Raw genomic sequence first — 19,017 nt, 5'->3', positions numbered from 1 at the left:
TTACACTTTTGTAAGAAAAAAAGACATTCATGTAAGAATGTCTTTCACAGCATATTGATATGATGATGGTCTTCAATTGTTTTTAAAAAACTACGCATTGAATTCGTCATATAGCTATCTTTACGGCGTATGAAAACCGTTGAAATACTGCCGTATTTTTCAGGGATTGCATGACAATGTACCTTACCTGCTTTAGAAAGATGATGGACAGCAGACTGTGGTACGAGTGTAATTCCGAGACCGAGTGCAACACTGTTTAATATTGTCTCTAATATATTGAATTCCATAATTCTTTTTGGTAGCAAACCTTCATCTTTAAGCCAACGTTCTAGTTTGGAGCGGTATCCACATCCTTGGTTAAAAACAAGTAGAGGCGTTGTTGTAAATTCTTCTATATGAAAGGCTTTATTTTGTGTTATAAGCATTAATTTCTCTGTACTAACATCGTATTGTTCGATTAGTGGATGTTTAATAGGACCTGATATAAAGGCGCCATCTAATTGATGATCAAGTACTTCTCTAATTAATTCTTCTGTTAGACCTGCTTGTAATGATAAATCGACATTCGGATAACTTTTATAGTAAGAAGATAAAATGGTAGGCAGTGTACTTACTGTTTCGACTGTACCGATTTTTAATATACCAGAAGGTGTTTCGCTATCTAAAAATACTTGTTTTAGTTCGTCGACATCTTGCAAAATTTTACTAACATAAACGAGCATTTTTCTTCCTTCAGCTGTTAAAGTCATTCCTCGTTTATGGCGGTAAAAGAGTGGGGTTTTTAATTCGTTTTCTAGTTGTTTAATACGTGCAGTTACATTTGATTGTACATAATTTAATTCCTTTGCTGCGCTACTTACACTACCCTGATCGGCAACGCTTTTAAAGATTTGTAAGTCTCGTAATTCCATTTTGTAATCCCCCTTGATGTTAACTATCATTATAAATGATAGTTAACATCATTTTGAATCATTTTACGTGATATATTTTTTCTTTTACAATTCTCTTTGTGCAAATAGAAAGAAACGGGGGATTGCGGTGAGAAGAGGTCAAATGATAATAGGGGCTTTGGCGTGTTTAATTGCGAGTATGTCATGGGGAGCGATGTTTCCAGTTGCTGATCATGCGCTAGAATACATAGATCCATTTTATTTTTCGCTTATTCGCTATGGAGCAGTGGCGATAATGCTGATTGTATTGTTGTTAATGAAAGAAGGAAAACAGGCATTTCGTTTAGAGGGAAGAGGAAAGTTACTCGTCTTTTTTGGAACGATGGCATTTACAGTATATAATGTCCTCATATTTTTAGGGCAAATGTTAATGGGTAAGTCGGGTGTAATGGTAGCTTCCATTATGGAATCACTTATGCCGATGATTACTATTTGTATTTTATGGGGATATAAGCATATAAAACCGAAGAAGTATATGATAACGAGTATGGTTATTGCTTTTGTAGGAGCTGTGTTTGTTATTACAAAAGGTGACATGAGTTTCTTTGTAACATTGAAAGATAATATGTTCTCATTAGCATTTATATTTATTGGTGTTGTAGGCTGGGTTATTTATACGATGGGTGGTCAAACGTGTAGTGATTGGTCAACATTACGTTATTCTACGTTGACGTGTGTATTCGGTACGACTGTTACAGGAATTATAACGGTAATTATTACGTCGCTTGGATATGTTTCAGTTCCTAGTATGGGAACGATTTCTATTGTGAAGTATGATTTGTTATTTATGATGACATTGCCAGGTATTGTAGCGCTACTTGCTTGGAACTATGGTGTGAAAATTTTATCATCCATTAATGGGATTTTATTTATTAATTTTGTACCAATTACGACTTTAGTTATTATGATGATGCAAGGGTATCAGATCACAATGTTTGATATTATAGGGACTGTACTTGTTATTGCAGCGCTTATTCGCAATAACGTTTGCCAGAGAAAAGAAGAAAATATAAATAAGAGAGTTTTACAAGAAGAACAATTACGTCAAGCTGTTTAATAGGCAAATGGAGGATTTCACATGTTAGAAAGTTTATTGTTTTTCTTCGCCGTCGGAGTTGCCTGTGAGCTTGCAGCAATTAATCGAAATGGTCGTAAAAAGATAAAACAACAAGCTGAGCTAATACAGCTTTTAAAAGAATTGAAAGAAAGAAAAAATTAAAAAGACGACCGGGCATAGACGGTCGTCTTTTTCTATATAAAGGGGAAAGGGGACACAAAGTTATACAAGCATAGCAGCGTAAATAAAAGCAGTAAGAAGAAGAGAGCCGCTAGCTAATCCTAAAAAGTCTAATTTGTTAAAAGTGATGTTATTCATAATGAGTTCTCCTTACTTGTTTAATGTAGAAGCAACAGCTTTTGCGTCGAAAAGAGCTGATAATACCATGCTCATTGTATGTAAGAAATTGTTCGTTTTCATATTGTTCATCATATCAATCGACTCCTTTTCGAATAGTTGTTGCCCTGTTTCTGACTTAATTGTATGAAATATAGTGAGAAGTAACTATCGAATTAGCTTACAAGAAAATTACACTTTTGTAAGAATTGAAATTTAACAATTCATACTTATTTTTATTACCAACTCCTAAAACTTAGTGTTATAATTGTTGTAAGAATATGATTATACTTCGGATGTTTAGAAAGGAACGAAATAAATGTATAAACCAATTACATTTTTGTTGAAATATATATTTAAAACAGCTGGGAAAGTAGAAGTGCAAGGAAGAGAAAAGCTACCAGAAGGTGGTCCGTATGTTGTTGCGTGTACACATACAAGTTTTATGGATGTATTAATGTTAGCTACAGGGATGTACCCAACAGAGATTCATTACATGGCAAAAAAAGAATTATTTGAAGGGAAATTCAAAAATTGGTTCTTTAAAAATGTAAATGCATTCCCTGTAGATCGCGCGAATCCGGGACCGAGTACACTTAAAATTCCATCACGTTTATTAAAAGAAGGAAAGGTAGTAGGGATTTTTCCGAGTGGAACGAGATCAGCGGAAGATGTTTCATTAAAAGCGGGTGCTGTGACAATTGCGATGCGTTCTAATGTACCTTTAGTGCCGGCAGCTTATGTTGGTCCATCAAGTGTAAAAGAATTAATAAAGGGGAAAAAGGCACAATTGATTTTTGGAGATCCGATTCAAATTGAGGCTGGAGAACAAATAGATCGAAAAACCGCTATGAAAATGATGACAGATCAATTAAATGAGAAGTTTGAGGAGTTAAAAGAAGCTTTGCAATCAAATTAAAAATAAGAAAAGACGACCGGGCATAGACGGTTGTCTTTTCTATTACTATTTATAATAAAGGGGAAAGGGGACACAAAGTTATACAAGCGTAGCGGCGTAAATAAAAGCAGTAAGAAGAAGCGAGCCACTAGCTAGTCCTAAAAAATCTAATTTGTTAAAAGTGATGTTATTTATAATATATTCTCCTTACTTGTTTAATGTAGAAGCAACAGCTTTTGCGTCGATAAGAGCGGAAAATACCATGCCCATTGTATGTAAGAAATTGTTCGTTTTCATTTTGTTCATCATATTAATCCGCTCCTTTTCGAATGGTTGTTACCTTGTTTCTGACTTAATTGTATGAAATGTTGCGGAAAGTCACTATCGAATTAGCTTACAGAAAAATTACACTTTTGTAAGAGAAACGAATGAAGGTGTAATGATAAGAAGATTTGACATATGTTCATGAGATTCATTAAGTTAAAGATAGAGGTGAGTGTATGGCTAATATTAAAGATATAGCAAAGATAGCGGGAGTTTCAGTTACGACTGTTTCGAGAGTGTTGAATGATCACCCATATGTAAGTGAAGAAAAAAGGAAAGCGGTTATAGAGATAGTTGAGAAATTGAATTACTCGCAAAACGCAAATGCTGTTCATTTATCAAAAGGAAAGACGAATATTGTTGGTGTGATTTTACCGTATATTAATCATCCGTGTTTTGATGCGATGGTGAGCGGAATGATGGAGATTGCGTTAACTCATAATTACAGAGTGTTACTTTGCCAAACGAATTATAATAAAAAAGAAGAAATGAAAAGTTTACATATGTTAAAAACAAAACAATTGGATGGTCTTATTATTTGTTCACGTGCAAATGATTGGGAAACGATAGAACCGTATGCTTCTTACGGCACAATAATTGCTTGTGAAGATAATGATATTTCAAACATCTCAAGTGTATATACGAATCATTCAGCGGCCTTTCAATTAGGAATGGATTATTTGATTGAGAAAGGTTATAAAAAAATTGGTTATTGTACGGGAAGAAAATTAGGGCCGAGTAGTCAAAAGCGTTTTGATGTTTATAAACAGCGATTGCAATCTATAGACGAAGAGGTTAATGAAGAATGGATTTTTACAGAATGTTTTACACTAGAAGATGGTGTAAAAGTGGCTCATAAGTTAAAAGAGATACAGGATCTTCCTGAAGCATTAATAGTAGCAGGTGATGAAGTTGCGATTGGGGTTATGACAGAGGTTGAAAAACTAGGGATTCAAGTTCCTGAGGATTTAGCGATTATTGGCTTTGATAATCAACCTATCTCGCAAGTGTTACAATTGACAACTATTGATCAAAATTTAAAGGAGATAGGGAAAACTGCTTTTGAAATGTTGCATAGAAAAGTGAATGACGAGAGTTCTAAACAAGAAAAGCTGGAAATTCCATACGAACTTGTGGAACGCTCTACAGTTTAATTTTAATCCGTTATGTGTATAATCGCATAACGGATTATTTTTTTGAAATATCTTTGACAGGAAACGCGTTTCATACTTTATAAAGGAGTTAAACCGGTTTGTAACAATCCATGGATTGTTTTCAAGAATAGTATTTGGAGGGATATGCATGAATGAACTTTTATTAAGTGTGAACAAGTATATAGAGGATGACGAAAAAATGTTAGCCTTTGTAGTAGGGATCTTTGAGAAGAATAATTTCATGTTATGTTATCAACATGGAATTTTTGTTGCCACTACTAGACGTCTCCTTTTTTACGGGAAATTTCCGTACTATCCTTCAACATTTAAAGAGTACCCATAGTTGCATATAGATAGCATAGATTTTCATTCGTACTTTGAGTTTACTTATAATCATGAAACGGTTAGAGCTAAGCATATTCAGAAAGGGAATGTGGAGCGATTTGTCCATGTAGTTAGAGCAAATATGAATAATTAATCAACCCTCTGTTTAAACATAATATTTCAATTTTTAAGAGGGGAAATGCGGAATAAAAACCACTTCTAAACCTCTAGGAGATAGTGATACAATGTCAAATGGGGGGAGGGTATGAACTATGGTTAATCAACGTATAAAGGAAATAACACTAATTACAATTGGTTCATTATTATTCGCAATTGGTATTAATTACTTTGCAATTCCAAACCGTTTATCGGAAGGTGGAATTATTGGTTTAACGGTTGTTACGTACTACTTATTTGATTGGTCACCAGGGATTGTGAATTTTGCTATAAATGCAATTTTACTAGCTATTGGTTATAAATTTTTTGATAAGAAAACAATGATTTATACAATTTTAGGGATTGTAGAAACATCTTTGTTTTTATACGTTACAGAACATATTGAGTATCATGTAAATAGTGATACATTATTAGCAGCTTTATTTGCTGGTTTATTTGTGGGTATTGGATTAGGCTGTATGTTCAAAGCTGGAGGTACATCGGGAGGATCGGCAATCTTAGCTCAGTTAGCAAATCAATATTTAGGTTGGAGTGTAGGTAAAGGTGTACTAATTATTGATATTGTTGTAATTGCTGGTTCAGTATTTATAATAGGGCAAGAAAAGGCAATGTATACACTTGTAGCTGTGTTCATTGGAGCAAAGGTAATTGATTTCATTGTAGAAGGAATGGACACAAAAACGGCTGTTACGATTATTTCGAATCAACCAGACTTAATTCGTGAAACTATTACGAAAAATATGACACGCGGTGTTACTGTATTAGAAGGGCGCGGCGGATATACTGGTAAAAATAAAGAAGTTTTATATGTTGTTATTAATAAACAAGAGCTTGTTAAGTTAAAACAAGTTATTAGCCGGGTAGATGAAGATGCTTTCGTTGTTATACATGATGTACGTGATGTACTTGGCGGTGGCTTTAAAGCAAGCTAAAAGGTGAACGAGTAAATTCGTTCACCTTTTTTAATTCTTACAAAAATGTAAGTGTAATGTAATGAGATTCAATAGTAGATTTTATTCCCCCTTTTTAAAATGGATGTATATATATCCTGCAGAGGAGGAATGTTTATTATGAGGAAAAAAATGATCACTACTATAATAGCGATGATAGTGATAGTAGTAATGTTACTGCCTACGAAACTTGGACCGGTTATCGATAAATATAATCCATTTTATAAGACGAAAGAATACTATACGGTTGTGAATACAATTGGTCAGCATATTGGTGATGAGTGGTATGAATATGAATTTATTGCATTCGATGAACGTGGTAGAGAGCAGAAAATAAAGAAAACGGTTAAGCATATGTTAAAGAGAGATGAAGCATTAAAGGTTTTTGCAAAAGGACGTTACGGTGAATCGATTGAAGAGATTGAGGTTGCAAATATTCCTATAAATGCGAAGAGCAAACTTTTAACGATGAGATAGTGAAATATACCCCCGGCTATTTTTTGTCGAAAATAAAAATACTGGGTAAGGGTATTTTTGAGATTAATAAAAAAGCCTTAGTCCATATAGACTAAGGCTTTTTTATTATATAAAGGGGAAGGGGGTACATTGTAGTAGCATGGGTGAAAGGTATAAGAAGAGTAGCTACTAGCAATGTAATTTGGTTATGTGATTGTTCTTCTTATTTGGCTTACTTTCTAACTTTATTGTACGAAATATAGGTAAGGAGAACTATCGAATTACATTACACATAACTTACAAACATGTAAGCCTTCTGTAATGTAATTCGATAGTTAAAAGATAGTAATTTTCATATAGTGTAACTAGAAAGTCTCAATGTATTACTTTCTGTTTGTAATGAAGAATGAAAAACCAACTAATTTTTAATAATCCTCATCTGAATAAAGATGAGGATCCTTTTTTAAACCTTACAACATTGTAAGGTTTACGTAAGTTAATTCGATAGTAAATTTGTCATATTTTTTGCATAATAGATACAGATAGAAAAATAATTAGGGATCTAGTAAGAAGGGAGAAAAATGGGATGCGTAAAGAAGAAGTAGTGAAGTTACCAATTAAAGATTTCTGTAGCTACTTTACTGTTGCCGTAGTGTGTATTGGATTATTTGATATCATAACAAACTTAATTGTTAAATAATATAGATGCTAAAACAAGAAAGGAAGTCCTTTCTTGTTTTTTTTATGGGGGCATAAAGATGAAATGGATTGATAGTCATATACATGTTGATCAATATAAGGATGAAGAGAAGAGCAGATTGCTGAAAGAGGTGGAAAATAGTAATGAAATAAAGGGGCTTATTGCAGTATCTATGAATTATCAATCTTGTAAGGAAACGTTATCTTTAGCGAAGAAGTATCCTTTTATATATCCAGCGATAGGGTTTCATCCAGAGCAACAGATTCATAAAGAAGAGTGTGAACAGATTTATCAACTTATTGAACAGAACGCAGAGGAAATTGTTGCGATTGGTGAAGTAGGTTTGCCCTATTATTTGAGGAAAGAGGATGAAAGAATTGCTGTAGATCCATACATAGCTACATTGAAAAAATTTATAGAACTAGCTAGTAAGTATAATTTGCCGATTATATTACATGCAGTTTATGAAGATGCTGACACTGTATGTGATTTGCTAGAGAAATATAAAGTTTCACGTGCACATTTCCATTGGTTTAAAGGAAGTGATGAAACAATGAAACGGATGATGAAGAATGGTTATTATATTTCGATTACACCGGATGTTTTACATAAGGAGAAGATTAGAAAAATTGTTTCGTATTATCCGCTTGAATATATGATGGTAGAAACAGATGGACCGTGGGAATTTCAAGAGGGTGTTATAACGCATCCAAGAATGATTCGAGAGGTATTAAAGGAAATTAGTTCTATAAAAAACCTATCCATTGATAAGGTCGCAAAAACAATATATGGAAATACAAGTCGATTTTATTTGAAAGGATAGGAGAATTATAATTTTCATAATGTAACGGAAAAAGTAAAAGTTGAATTTATTTAGTAAAATGCCACGGTTTGATATATGAAAAAAACCACCAAGCGTTCCGCTCGGTGGTTTTGTATTAGGATTCTAATTTTTTCGCACGTTTTAATAATAAAAGAAAGACAATGATAACGAACCCCAGTATAAGGAAGAAGCCATATTGCTTTATATAATCAATTATGTCATTCGCACTGGTTGGTTTTTCAACGTGAATGCCGTCTTTATTCGTCGTAATATGAATATCTTTCATTTTTACTTCATTCTTTTCCTTTTGTAAATCAATCCATTCTATATTTGGAATACTTTCTAGATCCTTTAATACTTCTTTTAATGGTTTCGCACCTAAGTAAGGATGATAGAATGCACCAATAACTCCATCGGATAATTTAGAAACAGATAGAGCACGCTCTTTCATTTTAGCAGTAGTTTGTGGCGTATCTTCTTCAATAAATCCGACTGTTTCAGGCAATAGTTTCATTCCATGTAAAAATGATGGAGTACTTGTATAATATGGTGAGTGCATGGATTTCCAAGTTGTATCATTTAACTGTAGTTGTCCTACATAAGTTGAAAAGTACCTTGATAATATTTCATATCCTTTTTGAGACATCGTGTAATGAGGTGCTTCAAAGGCAACAGGATATAGTTTAGCATCTACAAGTTCTTGAATTCCTTTTTCGATATGATCTTTCGTATATTTTTCCTCGAATTCTTCCCCTTTTTTTACATATTGGTTATATGCCTCTATATTTGGAAATTCATCTTTTGTCTTCGGTTTTTCATGCTTCGGTTGGCGAATTGGTTGATCTGTTTTTACATCCCAAAATTCAAAGCCTTCACCTGTTTCACTGTCATAAAATTGGTGAGTATAACCATGCATAATAATTGCTGCACCATCATCTTGCATAGAGCGTAAAAGATCAACTAGTTCTGGTTTATCTTTTAAATGTATTATCTTTCCTGTATCTGGATCTTTATATACCGGAATAACAGTAATCATGTAAGGCATCTTTTTCTCTTTTAGTAATTCAGCAATTTCTTTCAATTGATTTATATCTGCTGCGGGGTGAACATCCTCAAGGCGTAAATAAGCTTCAACTTTATTTTTCGTTGGTTTTTGGCTGAAATAAGAAAATAACATTTCACCGACGTAATGAGACATCCAGTCAAAGAGGTTAGGTGTTGCAACATAATAAGATGTTTCATGCTGAACGATTAGTGGGTTAGTGTTATTTGAGCTTAAGGCGTTAGCAAGCACAGTTCCATTCGTATCAAATGATTGAATTAATCGTTCCTCCTCTAAGGTATTTTTTAGCTTCTTGTCTGGATATTCAATTTTATTAACTCGTATATCGTCACTCTTCAATGTAATGAAAGAAAAACGCTTAGATAATTGTTCAACATTTTGTCCTAATACTAATATAGGGCCGGAGAAGTTTTCTAGAAATTGTTTCGTTTCATCAGAAAACACTTCTTTTGTTTCACCGATATAAACAATATGTGTATAGGAGGATACGTTATTAATTGAAGTTGCTTCTTTTAAGTTTTTTACGGTGATATCATTTGTAAAATGTCCTAATTGAGTATTAAGGATTTGGACATTATTTGAAACTTTATCGTCTTGTGTACTATACAAAACAAGTACTTTTGGTTTTGATGATGTTTGTGCAGAGGTGTAGGTAGGGATGAGTAGTAAAATGCTGAACAAGAGTGTTAGGCATTTTTTCATTTTGAATGCTCCTATTCTATATGTAGAGTTCAGTTTACAATTATATACAATAAATGCGTTATAGTCTATGAAAGTTACGTTTTTGTACGTATTTACCAGCTGTTTTTTCACAAAATCGGTCTAAAGCATGATGATAATACGCATAGTTATTTGCTATGATAAAAGGGTAAGAGAATGATAGAATGTGGGTAATTGTAAAGGGAAGAAGGCTGAAAGGGGACAAATTTCAGCGGAGAAAGAGGTAGAGGTAGTGAAGAAATTCTTTGTAGGATTTTTAGTTGTTCTTGGAGTATATTTATATTTCCAAGGAAAGTCTGAAGGAATGGATAAGCTAGTGAATGGAACAAGCTATGTTGATTCAGAAGAAGCAAAACAGATGAAACAAATCATTATAGAGGAAGCGAAGAAAGTAAATCTTCCAGAATGGATACCTCTTGCAATTGCCGAGCATGAAAGTCGATTAAATCCAAGAAGTGTTGGAGATAATGGAACTTCATTCGGATTGTTTCAACTACACCGCGGCGGCGGGCTTGCACCAGAGCATTTAACTGATGATGAGCTGAAAGATCCACGTACAAATGCGCAAATTGCAATGCCGCATTTAATGAAAGGATATAAGCGTGGGGTGCAAAAAGGTTTGACTGATTTTGCATTACTGAAATATATAGCGAATACATCTGGATGGCCAGGGAATTTAGGGCCAGAGTGGACGGATAATAACATGAAGTATAACATCGGATTAGAAGATGTGTACTATCGAAATAAAGGTGTAATTAAAGAGTAGGTTTTCTATACCTACTCTGTTTTTTTATGAATAATTTCATCCTTTTCTTTCGTGAAATACTGCGTGAGTTGTATTTTCACCTCTTCTAGTTTTGTAGAAACTTGCGGTATTTTATATCCTACATACAATGGTGAAACGACAAATCTAGGTACAACTTTACAAATGATTTTTCCATTTAAGTAATAGAAGAATAAGTTATAACTACTGCATCCTTTATGGAAATCTGTCAGTATGTAACGTACAGTTTGCTGAATGTAATTTGCCATTTCATCTATATATGAAATGTTATCAATGATTATATTGAATTCAGTGAAGCCAATAATGGGATGCTCTGAAATATTAAGCTCAATGCATTCATTTTTTTGAACAATTAACCCTTGGAAATTTTCTTCTTCAATATTTTTAAGATAATCTACATATTTCATTCCGATAATTTGCATGTGTGCATGATGCAAACTTCCACCTGAAAATGGACCGTGATTTTTATATAAAATCACAGATGCGAACTCTTCGTTCTTCTGTAAGTGTAACCAATGTTGAATAGAAAATTGCATTAATTTTCTCATATGTTCTTCTGTATATGTTGCGATATGATCTTCGCAATTATCGGTTTCGATTAACACTGTTTGAAATGTATCTTGTAATGTAGGAAATTTATTTTTTAACCAAATAATAGAACCATCAGTTGCTAAAATATCCGTTAATTGTTCTTTATCGCAAAATGGACATGCAGCGCTTCTATTCCGAATACTTTCTGGTTTTTGTTTACCGATATCGTTTAAAAAATATAGTTGTTGTGTATCCATTTGTATATATGCCCCTTTAAAATATGTGTAAAAATCCCGCTTAATACATTCGGGAAAAGGAGAAGGAAATCCTCTAAAGGAATAGGGGAAAAATAAAAGACAAGATATCCTCATTACGATAGGGTACCTTGTCTTTTATTTTTTCTCTAATAGTGTGTATGGATAATATAGAACATTTTCATTATTTTTCTTTTTTCTCTTTTTTATTGTGTATAAGGTAATTGCTGTGCTTGCAATTATAATAATGGCTTTCTTCATATTCATATACCCCTTTTTATTGTTGGTTTAATTCTTGGCTAACTGCTTTTGCATCGACTAAAGCGTGTAAAATCATTTTCACCATGTTCATCATATTTCTTCACTCCTTTTTATAGTTCATTTAGTTCTTTTACAACTGCTTGTCCGTTCACTAATACCTCAAAGATTGCTTTTACGATTTCTTTCATCATGTTTGTTTCCTCCTTTTGTTTGTCTCGCTTGTTTACATCTTTATTGTATAGGGAGGCATCTTTTCGTACTATCGCTTTCCATTACGTGAACATAACAGTTTTGTAAGATTTGATGTCACTTATTGAAATGTTTAGTCTATCTTCATTATTTTCAGAAAAATGACTATTCAAACATGAAATTGGAAAGTATAATAAAGAAGTAAGTATTAAATTCCGTACGAAAGGGGTGAATGAGATGAAACGTTCTTTAGCTGCGCGTGCCAAATTTTTAGATTTTATTTATTTTTGTCGTGCGATTTTTCATGATGTAGTTGTTAACGGGATACGTATGCCCTTTTTTAACAATTGCATAGTGACTATTGAACGATAGAAATCTCTTCACCCATTTTTAATAAACGTGTGAAAAGGGAGCTATTTGGCTTCCTTTTTCTATGCCGAAAACCATGGGGAATGTTTCTTTCTCATGGTTTTTTATATTGAAAGGAGTACGGAAAATGACTATTTGTAGTGTAAATAATGTAATGAAATCTTTTGGTGGAAACATCATATTTGAAAATATATCGCTTGAAATAAAGAATGGTGAACGTGTTGGGTTAGTTGGTCGTAACGGTAGTGGGAAGACAACAATCTTTGGACTTCTAACGGGAAGGGAGAGTTTGGATGCAGGAGCCATCCATATGAAGAAAGGTACACGTATTGGTCATGTCGCACAAATTCCGAAGTTTGATGAGGTCATGAATGTATATGATGTATTGAGTTCCGCTTTTAAAGTAGAAAAGGAATTAGAAAAAGAAATGCATGCTTTAGAAAAAAATATGGCGGAGGAGCAGGAACAATCTTCATTGCAAAAGCTAATGGAGAGGTACGGAATAATTCAAGAAAAATTTGCATTTCTCGGTGGTTATGAAATAGAGGCAAATATAATGAAGGTAGCAAATGGCTTACAAGTAACAGACTTATTTCCAAGAGTATTTACGGAATTAAGTGGAGGAGAACAGACGAAAGTTAGCCTTGCATATATGTTATTGCAGAAACCAGATTTACTTCTATTAGATGAACCAACAAATCATTTAGATTTGTTTGCAGTTGAATGGTTAGAGAAATTTTTAAAAGAATATACTGGAACAGTTATGGTTATTTCACACGATCGCTATTTCCTTGATGAAGTTGTAACGAAAATTTTTGATTTGGAAGATGGAGAGATTCACGTGTACCATACGAATTATTCTCAGTTCGTTGAGGAGAAGGAAGAAAGATTACTTCAAGAGTTTCAAGCTTATCAGGAGCAGCAAAAGAAAATAAAGAAAATGAAAGAAGCAATTAAGCGTCTACGTGAATGGGCAAATCAAGCGAACCCTCCGAATGAAGGATTGCATAAAAGAGCGAGAAATATGGAACGTGCGTTAGAACGTATAGAGAAATTAAAGAGGCCAATTTTAGAACGAAAACAGATGGGTCTTCAGTTTGAAGGGCAAGAGAGAAGCGGGAAAGATGTTGTTGTAATGAAAGAAGTGAGTAAAGGTTTTGCTGGACGACCTTTATTTGAACAAGCGAATTTACATGTTCGTTTTCAAGAGCGTGCGGCTATCGTTGGTCGTAATGGTACAGGAAAGACTACATTATTAAAACTACTATTAGAAGAAATAAATCCAGACGTTGGTGAAATTCGAATTGGTAGTAGTGTCAAAATTGGTTATTTATCACAGCATACGTACGGAAATATGAAGAGTAATGTATTAGAGGCTTTTAGAGAATATGTAGCTGTAACAGAAGGAGAAGCAAGACATATATTGGCTAAGTTTTTATTTTATGGTCCAGCAGTATTTAAGAAAGTAACGCAACTGAGCGGTGGAGAAAAAATGAGGTTAAGACTTGCGCAACTTATGTATCAAGACATCAATTTTCTAATTCTAGATGAGCCGACAAACCATCTTGATATTGAATCAAGGGAAGTTTTAGAGGAAGCCCTTGAGCAATATAATGGAACAATCCTAGCTGTTTCACATGATCGTTATTTTTTAAATAAGTTATTTGAAAAGACGTACTGGATTGATGAATGTAAATTATTTGAGTTTGCAGGAAACTATGCATGGGCTCGTCAAAAATGGGAAGAAAAGCTTGAGAAGCAAGTAATAAAGCAAAAACGCCAAGGGAGAAAGAGTGTTGAAATGGTTCCAGTAAAAGAGAAAAAAGCTAGGAATCTTGAAGAGATTGAAAATGAGTTAATGCATGTAGAAGAAGATATATATGCAATAGAATGTGAAATGGAACATGTAGCTGATGTTGAAAGACTTAAAAAATTATATGAGGAAAAAATGATGAAAGAGTTGTTACGAGCGAAGTTATATAGTGAGTTAGAGAATATTGTGGAGTAAAGAGTAGAAAGCCACTTCCTTTCAGTTTTGTTGGAGGAAGTGGCTTTTTTCATAATGATATTTTGCTTTAAAGATTAAATGAAGCGGTGTGTTTCACGTGAAACAGTAACTTAGATAAATCCGTGTTCCTCAATTTGCATAGTTTGTGAAACATATGAAAATGATAAGGTGAAAAAGAAATGTCATTAGTGGCTTTTCGATAGGAGTAATTACAAAAACAAAGGCTAATTATTTCCCGAGAGATAAAGTGAGGGCTTTTACGGGCAGCCCGACCCCGACCTAACTTCTTTTGCTTTCGCTGAATTTTGAGGTGGGGTTCTTACTGCCCGGCAAATAGCGGGATAAATATGTATAAAAGAGACTAGTGAATGAAAACGAAAAGAGAGCAAAGTTACAGCTTTACCCGCTGAACTCTGCTCTCTTTTTGCGTGGCATCTTCTCTCGTTGAAATTATAATAGCGATTCCGAGCATGATAAAAAAAGCTAAAAAGAGGACGAACTTTGGGAAGAACGGGAATAGTAATAGCGCTCCGACTATCATAATTGTTAATAATACGTAGTGCAGGACGTATTGGAATAGGTTGTCCATATTTTCGCCCCCTTTTTGGTAATTGGTTATTAGTATTCTATGTTTCATGTTGAAGGAATAGAAGTAGATTTTTAAGTTTTTTAATACGAATTATAGCTGAGTTTTCTTAAAGTATAAATGTAGAGTGATAATTTTGGAAAAATTCTCAAAATATTTATTTAGAAAGAATTGACAAAACATAATGAACGATATAAGCTAATAACCATAAAGTCTACCGGAAAGGTCGGAATAAGATTGTTACCCCTCAAAAACATCTATTTTTTTACGATTAAAACCGACTTTTCCGATTGGCTATAAATGTTGCTGTGGGAGGCATACATAAGGTAATTCGTTCAGAGGGTATAATCATAAAAAGTTAGGGTGGGGACAATGAAGAAAAAGACAAAAAAATGGGCTGGTGTATTTTCGGTATTAATGAGTAGTTCGCTTGTGTTGTCTGCTTGTGGGGGACAGGAGGACGCGGCTTCTACAGAGCCGGTTAAACAGCAGGATTTAAAAAATGTGAAAATTGAAAAGATCGCTGCGACAGATAAAACGAAAGTGCCAGACAAAGCGAAGAATAGAAAAGATACGTTAGTAGTTGGTATTAGTAAGCCAGGCGGCGTATTTTTGCCATACTTCCAACAAAATGGTTGGGATGGAAACGTAACTTCAGTTATTTTTGCATCTCTCGTATCAACCGATAAACAAGGGAAACCAATTCCAGAATTAGCTGAGAAGTGGGACGTTTCTTCTGATCAGTTAACATATACATTCCATTTACGTAAAGATTTGAAATTTAGTGATGGATCGCCATTAACGGCGGATGATGTAGCTTTCACATTGACGCTTTTACATGATAAGGCATATGAAGGTGAAGTAGATATCTCTCAATATGCGGTTAAAGGTGGTAAAGAATATAAGGGAGGAAAAGCAACTTCAATTGAAGGTATTCAAGTTGTTGATCCACAAACAATTAAAATTACAACTGAAAAAGTGAATTCACAAGCTATATTTGTTTTAGGAGGTACAGTACTATCAAAAGCTTATTATGGAAAAGATTATAAGCAAAATACAAGCTTAGATTACTTAAAAGATTTATATGGAAAGCCATTAGCTGCGGGTCCATATAAATTTGAAAAGTATATTCCAGGTCAAGAAGTTCGTTTTGTAGCAAACGAAAATTATTATGCGGGTAAACCAAAAATTCAAAACTTCATTTATAAAATTACTTCTGGTGATACGAAGCTTCAGTTATTCCAAACAGGAGAAGTTGACCATACTGGCTTAGGTACTGGTGATGAGGTTCTTGAACAGGCTAAGGCTTTAGAATTCGCCAATATCCAAATCGAAACAGCACCGTCATTTAGTTATATTTATATGAATAATAATAAGCCTTATTTAAAGGATAAAAAGGTTCGCCAAGCACTTATTTACGGATTAGACCGCAAAAAATATGTTGATACAGCGTTAAAAGGATACGGTACAGTAGCCAATGTACCAATTCATCCAACTTCTTGGGCTTATACGGAAGAAGGAGTTAATAAATACGAATACGATAAAGAAAAAGCGAAAAAATTATTAGATGAAGCAGGGTGGAAAGTTGGTTCGGATGGAATTCGTGAAAAAGATGGTCAAAAATTAAAACTTTCTTATTTCGGTCCAAGTTCGGCTAAAGATAGTGATTTATTAATTCCGATTGCGAAAGAGAATTATAAAGAAATAGGTGTAGAGTTTAATCCTGAATTTATGGACTTTAATACGATGCTTTCTAAGGTAAACAAAGGGGATTATGATTTAGCTTCTGTTTCGACACCGATTACAAGTGATCCGAGTGAAACAGCTGGTGAATATTTGTCTACTGCAAATGAAACTAGTCTTGGTTATAAGAATGCAAAAGTAGATGAGCTAATTCAAAAAGGTATTGAAACTGTAGATATCGAAAAGCGTAAACCTATTTATAAAGAATTGTATAAAGAATTAAGTGATGATCCACCAGTAATTCTATTAAACTACCGTAGAACAATTACTGGTTATAACGGGAATATAAAAGGAATTGATCCTGAAAAGTACAACAGTATTAGTGCAAACTTACCAGTATTATCATTTGAAAAATAACGATAAGAATGTATAAGTAGAAGACATTTTTTCATTCGGTTAGTAATGTGCCGCTTTGAAAAAATGTTCTTCTATTTTAAGCATAAGATTGGAGAGAAAAAGGGTGAAAACATATATTGTTCGTAGGTTGTTACAAATGATTCCTACACTGCTTGGTACATCAATTATTATCTTCGTCCTGTTCGCACTTCTTCCTGGGGATTATATTGATTCAAACCCGAAAATTACACCGGAAAGAGCAGCTGAACTGAGGGAGTTATATGGGTTGAACAAACCAATTGTTGAGCGTTATTTTCATTGGTTAGGTAATGCATTGCAAGGGGACTTTGGCTTCTCGCTTCAATATCAAGAGCCTGTAACGTCATTATTAAATAAATTTATTTGGAATTCTTTTAGTGTAGCAATTATTGCATTGTTTTTTATTTGGCTAATTGCACTTATTATCGGTGTATTCTCGGCGACGAAGCAACATTCTTTATTCGATAAACTTGTAACAATCGGTGTTTTTGCAGCAATGTCATTCCCTTCATTCTTTATCGGTTTGTTTTTAATTAAGGTGTTTGCGGTTGACTTTAAGTTATTACCGATAGGTGGAATGATTGATGTTGGCAGTAATTCAACAGGATTTGCTTACGTGATAGAAGTTGCAAAACATATGATTTTACCAGTATTTATTTTGACACTTCTTGGGGTCGGCTCGCTAACTCGTTATTTTAGAACAAGTATGTTAGAGGTTGTAAGACAAGATTACATACGAACAGCAAGAGCGAAAGGTTTGAAGGAGAAGACGGTTATTTATAAGCATGCATTAAAAAATGCAATTTTACCGGCAATTACGTTATTAGCATTTGAATTACCTGGATTGTTTTCTGGGGCAATTATTATTGAACAAATTTTTAACTGGCCAGGGATTGGTAATATTCAATTAGAAGCATTAAATTTCCGTGACTATACAGTATTGATGGCATTTACGATGTTTCTTTCTTGTTTAACAATCGTTTCAAACTTTTTAGCAGATATCGTATATGCAGTTGTTGATCCAAGAATTCGGTTGAAGTAAGGGGGGAAAGAAATGGAGACTGTTACAGTAATTACAGAAAAAAAAGAAAAAAAGAGAAGAAATGAATCATCACCATGGCGACAAGCTTTTAAAAAGATAAAGAAAAATAAGATGGCACTTGTAGGGTTTTATGCATTAATTTTTATGTTTTTATTTTGTTTTATCGGTCCGTTCTTTTCTCCATATGCATCAGGAAAAATACAAGTTGCGCTCATTAACAAACCACCTAGTTATTCTCATTGGCTTGGTACAGATCAATTAGGAAGAGATATTTTAACAAGGCTTATGCAAGCGGGACGTATTTCATTAACCATTGGTTTAGCTTCAATGGTTTTATCGGTTATACTTGGAGCTTTATTAGGAGCGATTGCAGGTTTTTATCGTGGTATTGTGGACAATATTATTATGCGACTTGCAGATATTTTAATGTCGATGCCAGGATTACCGTTACTTATTATAATGGGTGCGATTTTATCAGAGTGGAAAGTACCGTCTGATTATCGTTTGTATGTCATTATGATTATTTTAAGTTTAGTAGGTTGGCCAGGGCTTGCACGCCTTGTAAGAGGGCAAATTTTATCACTTAGGGAGCAAGCATTTATGCAAGCTGCGGATGTGTTAGGAATAAAAGATTACCGGAAAATTATATATCACTTAATACCTAATGTTTTACCCATTTTAATTGTCGTATCTACATTAGGTGTTGCAGGTTCTATTTTGGGAGAATCCGCACTAAGTTACTTAGGTCTCGGAGTCGTTCCACCTACACCATCATGGGGGAACATGATTAGCGCAGCTAACTCATTAATCGATTTCCAAAAGCGTCCATGGTTATGGATTCCGCCTGGTTTTGCAATCTTTATAACGGTTGTATCAATTAATTTACTTGGTGATGCACTTCGTGATGCATTAGATCCAAAGATGAGACGGTAGGTGAGGAGAT

General features: G+C 33.9%; 20 protein-coding genes and 1 pseudogene. 14 read left to right on the top strand and 7 right to left on the bottom strand.

Annotation, left to right across the window (positions count from 1 at the left end; translation table 11 throughout):
• Positions 1-44 precede the first annotated feature (44 nt).
• Positions 45-911 carry a LysR family transcriptional regulator gene (locus MKY38_RS21170; RefSeq protein WP_000423031.1) on the bottom strand — a complete coding sequence of 289 codons (867 nt, stop codon included), beginning with the start codon at positions 909-911 and terminating at the stop codon, positions 45-47.
• Positions 912-1,038: 127 nt separating this feature from the next.
• Here MKY38_RS21170 and MKY38_RS21165 point away from each other — a divergent pair, with 127 nt between their 5' ends.
• Positions 1,039-2,007 (top strand): DMT family transporter, encoded by a 969-nt coding sequence (locus MKY38_RS21165; RefSeq protein WP_065223236.1) that lies wholly within the window; start codon positions 1,039-1,041, stop codon positions 2,005-2,007.
• 21 nt (positions 2,008-2,028) lie between these two features.
• The gene (locus MKY38_RS21160) at positions 2,029-2,169 is read left to right on the top strand and encodes a YrzO family protein (protein ID WP_000894065.1); all 141 of its coding nucleotides are present in this window, start codon (positions 2,029-2,031) and stop codon (positions 2,167-2,169) included.
• A gap of 60 nt (positions 2,170-2,229) precedes the next feature.
• Here the strand turns inward: MKY38_RS21160 and MKY38_RS21155 are convergent, their stop codons facing one another.
• Positions 2,230-2,325: a DUF3948 family protein gene (locus MKY38_RS21155; RefSeq protein WP_064774791.1), complete on the bottom strand. Its 96-nt coding sequence runs from the start codon at positions 2,323-2,325 to the stop codon at positions 2,230-2,232.
• A gap of 337 nt (positions 2,326-2,662) precedes the next feature.
• Between MKY38_RS21155 and MKY38_RS21150 the strand changes: the two genes are divergently transcribed.
• Entirely contained in the window at positions 2,663-3,262 is a 600-nt protein-coding gene (locus MKY38_RS21150; RefSeq protein WP_065223237.1) for a lysophospholipid acyltransferase family protein, read from the top strand.
• Positions 3,263-3,340: 78 nt separating this feature from the next.
• Here MKY38_RS21150 and MKY38_RS21145 read toward each other — a convergent pair whose 3' ends face one another.
• A complete protein-coding gene (locus MKY38_RS21145; RefSeq protein ID WP_001060007.1) occupies positions 3,341-3,436 on the bottom strand; it encodes a DUF3948 family protein in 96 nt (31 codons plus the stop codon).
• Between the two features lie 305 nt (positions 3,437-3,741).
• Between MKY38_RS21145 and MKY38_RS21140 the strand changes: the two genes are divergently transcribed.
• The 5 genes and pseudogenes from MKY38_RS21140 to MKY38_RS21120 all read left to right on the top strand — a co-directional run bounded on the left by MKY38_RS21140 (position 3,742) and on the right by MKY38_RS21120 (position 8,149).
• The gene (locus MKY38_RS21140; RefSeq protein WP_001273890.1) at positions 3,742-4,719 is read left to right on the top strand and encodes a LacI family DNA-binding transcriptional regulator; all 978 of its coding nucleotides are present in this window, start codon (positions 3,742-3,744) and stop codon (positions 4,717-4,719) included.
• Positions 4,720-4,867: 148 nt separating this feature from the next.
• Positions 4,868-5,197 (top strand): annotated as a pseudogene (locus tag MKY38_RS21135) (PH domain-containing protein).
• A gap of 118 nt (positions 5,198-5,315) precedes the next feature.
• Complete coding sequence (locus tag MKY38_RS21130; RefSeq protein WP_000248039.1) at positions 5,316-6,152, top strand: YitT family protein; 837 nt, start codon at positions 5,316-5,318, stop codon at positions 6,150-6,152.
• A gap of 138 nt (positions 6,153-6,290) precedes the next feature.
• Positions 6,291-6,647, top strand: coding sequence for a YxeA family protein (locus MKY38_RS21125; RefSeq protein ID WP_001227798.1), 357 nt, complete (start codon positions 6,291-6,293; stop codon positions 6,645-6,647).
• Between the two features lie 737 nt (positions 6,648-7,384).
• Positions 7,385-8,149, top strand: a complete 765-nt coding sequence (locus MKY38_RS21120; protein WP_065223239.1) for a TatD family hydrolase — start codon at positions 7,385-7,387, stop codon at positions 8,147-8,149.
• A 115-nt stretch (positions 8,150-8,264) separates the two neighbouring features.
• On the opposite strand, the gene MKY38_RS21115 is transcribed toward MKY38_RS21120, so the two are convergent.
• Complete coding sequence (locus MKY38_RS21115) at positions 8,265-9,914, bottom strand: DUF2334 domain-containing protein (RefSeq protein WP_065223240.1); 1,650 nt, start codon at positions 9,912-9,914, stop codon at positions 8,265-8,267.
• 250 nt (positions 9,915-10,164) lie between these two features.
• On the opposite strand from MKY38_RS21115, the gene MKY38_RS21110 reads away from it, so the two are divergent.
• Positions 10,165-10,698 (top strand): transglycosylase SLT domain-containing protein, encoded by a 534-nt coding sequence (locus tag MKY38_RS21110; protein ID WP_000713249.1) that lies wholly within the window; start codon positions 10,165-10,167, stop codon positions 10,696-10,698.
• Between the two features lie 11 nt (positions 10,699-10,709).
• Here MKY38_RS21110 and MKY38_RS21105 read toward each other — a convergent pair whose 3' ends face one another.
• Complete coding sequence (locus MKY38_RS21105) at positions 10,710-11,504, bottom strand: DUF4931 domain-containing protein (RefSeq protein ID WP_065223241.1); 795 nt, start codon at positions 11,502-11,504, stop codon at positions 10,710-10,712.
• Positions 11,505-11,639: 135 nt separating this feature from the next.
• Positions 11,640-11,768, bottom strand: coding sequence for a hypothetical protein (locus MKY38_RS21100; protein WP_002023099.1), 129 nt, complete (start codon positions 11,766-11,768; stop codon positions 11,640-11,642).
• A 420-nt stretch (positions 11,769-12,188) separates the two neighbouring features.
• Here MKY38_RS21100 and MKY38_RS21095 point away from each other — a divergent pair, with 420 nt between their 5' ends.
• A complete protein-coding gene (locus tag MKY38_RS21095) occupies positions 12,189-12,323 on the top strand; it encodes an RAxF-45 family protein (protein WP_000830643.1) in 135 nt (44 codons plus the stop codon).
• 124 nt (positions 12,324-12,447) lie between these two features.
• Positions 12,448-14,328: a ribosomal protection-like ABC-F family protein gene (gene abc-f, locus MKY38_RS21090; RefSeq protein WP_070179626.1), complete on the top strand. Its 1,881-nt coding sequence runs from the start codon at positions 12,448-12,450 to the stop codon at positions 14,326-14,328.
• A 391-nt stretch (positions 14,329-14,719) separates the two neighbouring features.
• On the opposite strand, the gene MKY38_RS21085 is transcribed toward abc-f, so the two are convergent.
• Positions 14,720-14,917: a hypothetical protein gene (locus tag MKY38_RS21085; RefSeq protein ID WP_000369254.1), complete on the bottom strand. Its 198-nt coding sequence runs from the start codon at positions 14,915-14,917 to the stop codon at positions 14,720-14,722.
• A gap of 369 nt (positions 14,918-15,286) precedes the next feature.
• On the opposite strand from MKY38_RS21085, the gene MKY38_RS21080 reads away from it, so the two are divergent.
• The 3 genes from MKY38_RS21080 (at position 15,287) to opp4C (ending at position 19,007) form a co-directional block, all read left to right on the top strand.
• Positions 15,287-17,014, top strand: coding sequence for an ABC transporter substrate-binding protein (locus MKY38_RS21080; RefSeq protein WP_065223242.1), 1,728 nt, complete (start codon positions 15,287-15,289; stop codon positions 17,012-17,014).
• 103 nt (positions 17,015-17,117) lie between these two features.
• Entirely contained in the window at positions 17,118-18,074 is a 957-nt protein-coding gene (locus tag MKY38_RS21075; protein ID WP_000860748.1) for an ABC transporter permease, read from the top strand.
• Positions 18,075-18,086: 12 nt separating this feature from the next.
• Positions 18,087-19,007 carry an oligopeptide ABC transporter permease gene (opp4C, locus tag MKY38_RS21070; RefSeq protein ID WP_000451078.1) on the top strand — a complete coding sequence of 307 codons (921 nt, stop codon included), beginning with the start codon at positions 18,087-18,089 and terminating at the stop codon, positions 19,005-19,007.
• Positions 19,008-19,017 lie beyond the last annotated feature (10 nt).

The sequence above is a fragment of the Bacillus sp. FSL R5-0585 genome, from assembly GCF_038004545.1.
GTDB classification, from domain to species: domain Bacteria; phylum Bacillota; class Bacilli; order Bacillales; family Bacillaceae_G; genus Bacillus_A; species Bacillus_A cereus.
Note: the sequence above shows the minus strand (reverse complement) of the source record. Positions and strands in the feature narration are given on the sequence as shown.

Coding starts and splice junctions, on each gene's coding strand:
- MKY38_RS21170 (WP_000423031.1), bottom strand. CDS start 911: ATGGAATTACGAGACTTACAAATCTTTAAAAGCGTTGCCGATCAGGGT.
- MKY38_RS21160 (WP_000894065.1), top strand. CDS start 2,029: ATGTTAGAAAGTTTATTGTTTTTCTTCGCCGTCGGAGTTGCCTGTGAG.
- MKY38_RS21155 (WP_064774791.1), bottom strand. CDS start 2,325: ATGAATAACATCACTTTTAACAAATTAGACTTTTTAGGATTAGCTAGC.
- MKY38_RS21150 (WP_065223237.1), top strand. CDS start 2,663: ATGTATAAACCAATTACATTTTTGTTGAAATATATATTTAAAACAGCT.
- MKY38_RS21140 (WP_001273890.1), top strand. CDS start 3,742: ATGGCTAATATTAAAGATATAGCAAAGATAGCGGGAGTTTCAGTTACG.
- MKY38_RS21130 (WP_000248039.1), top strand. CDS start 5,316: ATGGTTAATCAACGTATAAAGGAAATAACACTAATTACAATTGGTTCA.
- MKY38_RS21125 (WP_001227798.1), top strand. CDS start 6,291: ATGAGGAAAAAAATGATCACTACTATAATAGCGATGATAGTGATAGTA.
- MKY38_RS21120 (WP_065223239.1), top strand. CDS start 7,385: ATGAAATGGATTGATAGTCATATACATGTTGATCAATATAAGGATGAA.
- MKY38_RS21115 (WP_065223240.1), bottom strand. CDS start 9,914: ATGAAAAAATGCCTAACACTCTTGTTCAGCATTTTACTACTCATCCCT.
- MKY38_RS21105 (WP_065223241.1), bottom strand. CDS start 11,504: ATGGATACACAACAACTATATTTTTTAAACGATATCGGTAAACAAAAA.
- MKY38_RS21100 (WP_002023099.1), bottom strand. CDS start 11,768: ATGAATATGAAGAAAGCCATTATTATAATTGCAAGCACAGCAATTACC.
- MKY38_RS21095 (WP_000830643.1), top strand. CDS start 12,189: ATGAAACGTTCTTTAGCTGCGCGTGCCAAATTTTTAGATTTTATTTAT.
- abc-f (WP_070179626.1), top strand. CDS start 12,448: ATGACTATTTGTAGTGTAAATAATGTAATGAAATCTTTTGGTGGAAAC.
- MKY38_RS21085 (WP_000369254.1), bottom strand. CDS start 14,917: ATGGACAACCTATTCCAATACGTCCTGCACTACGTATTATTAACAATT.
- MKY38_RS21080 (WP_065223242.1), top strand. CDS start 15,287: ATGAAGAAAAAGACAAAAAAATGGGCTGGTGTATTTTCGGTATTAATG.
- opp4C (WP_000451078.1), top strand. CDS start 18,087: ATGGAGACTGTTACAGTAATTACAGAAAAAAAAGAAAAAAAGAGAAGA.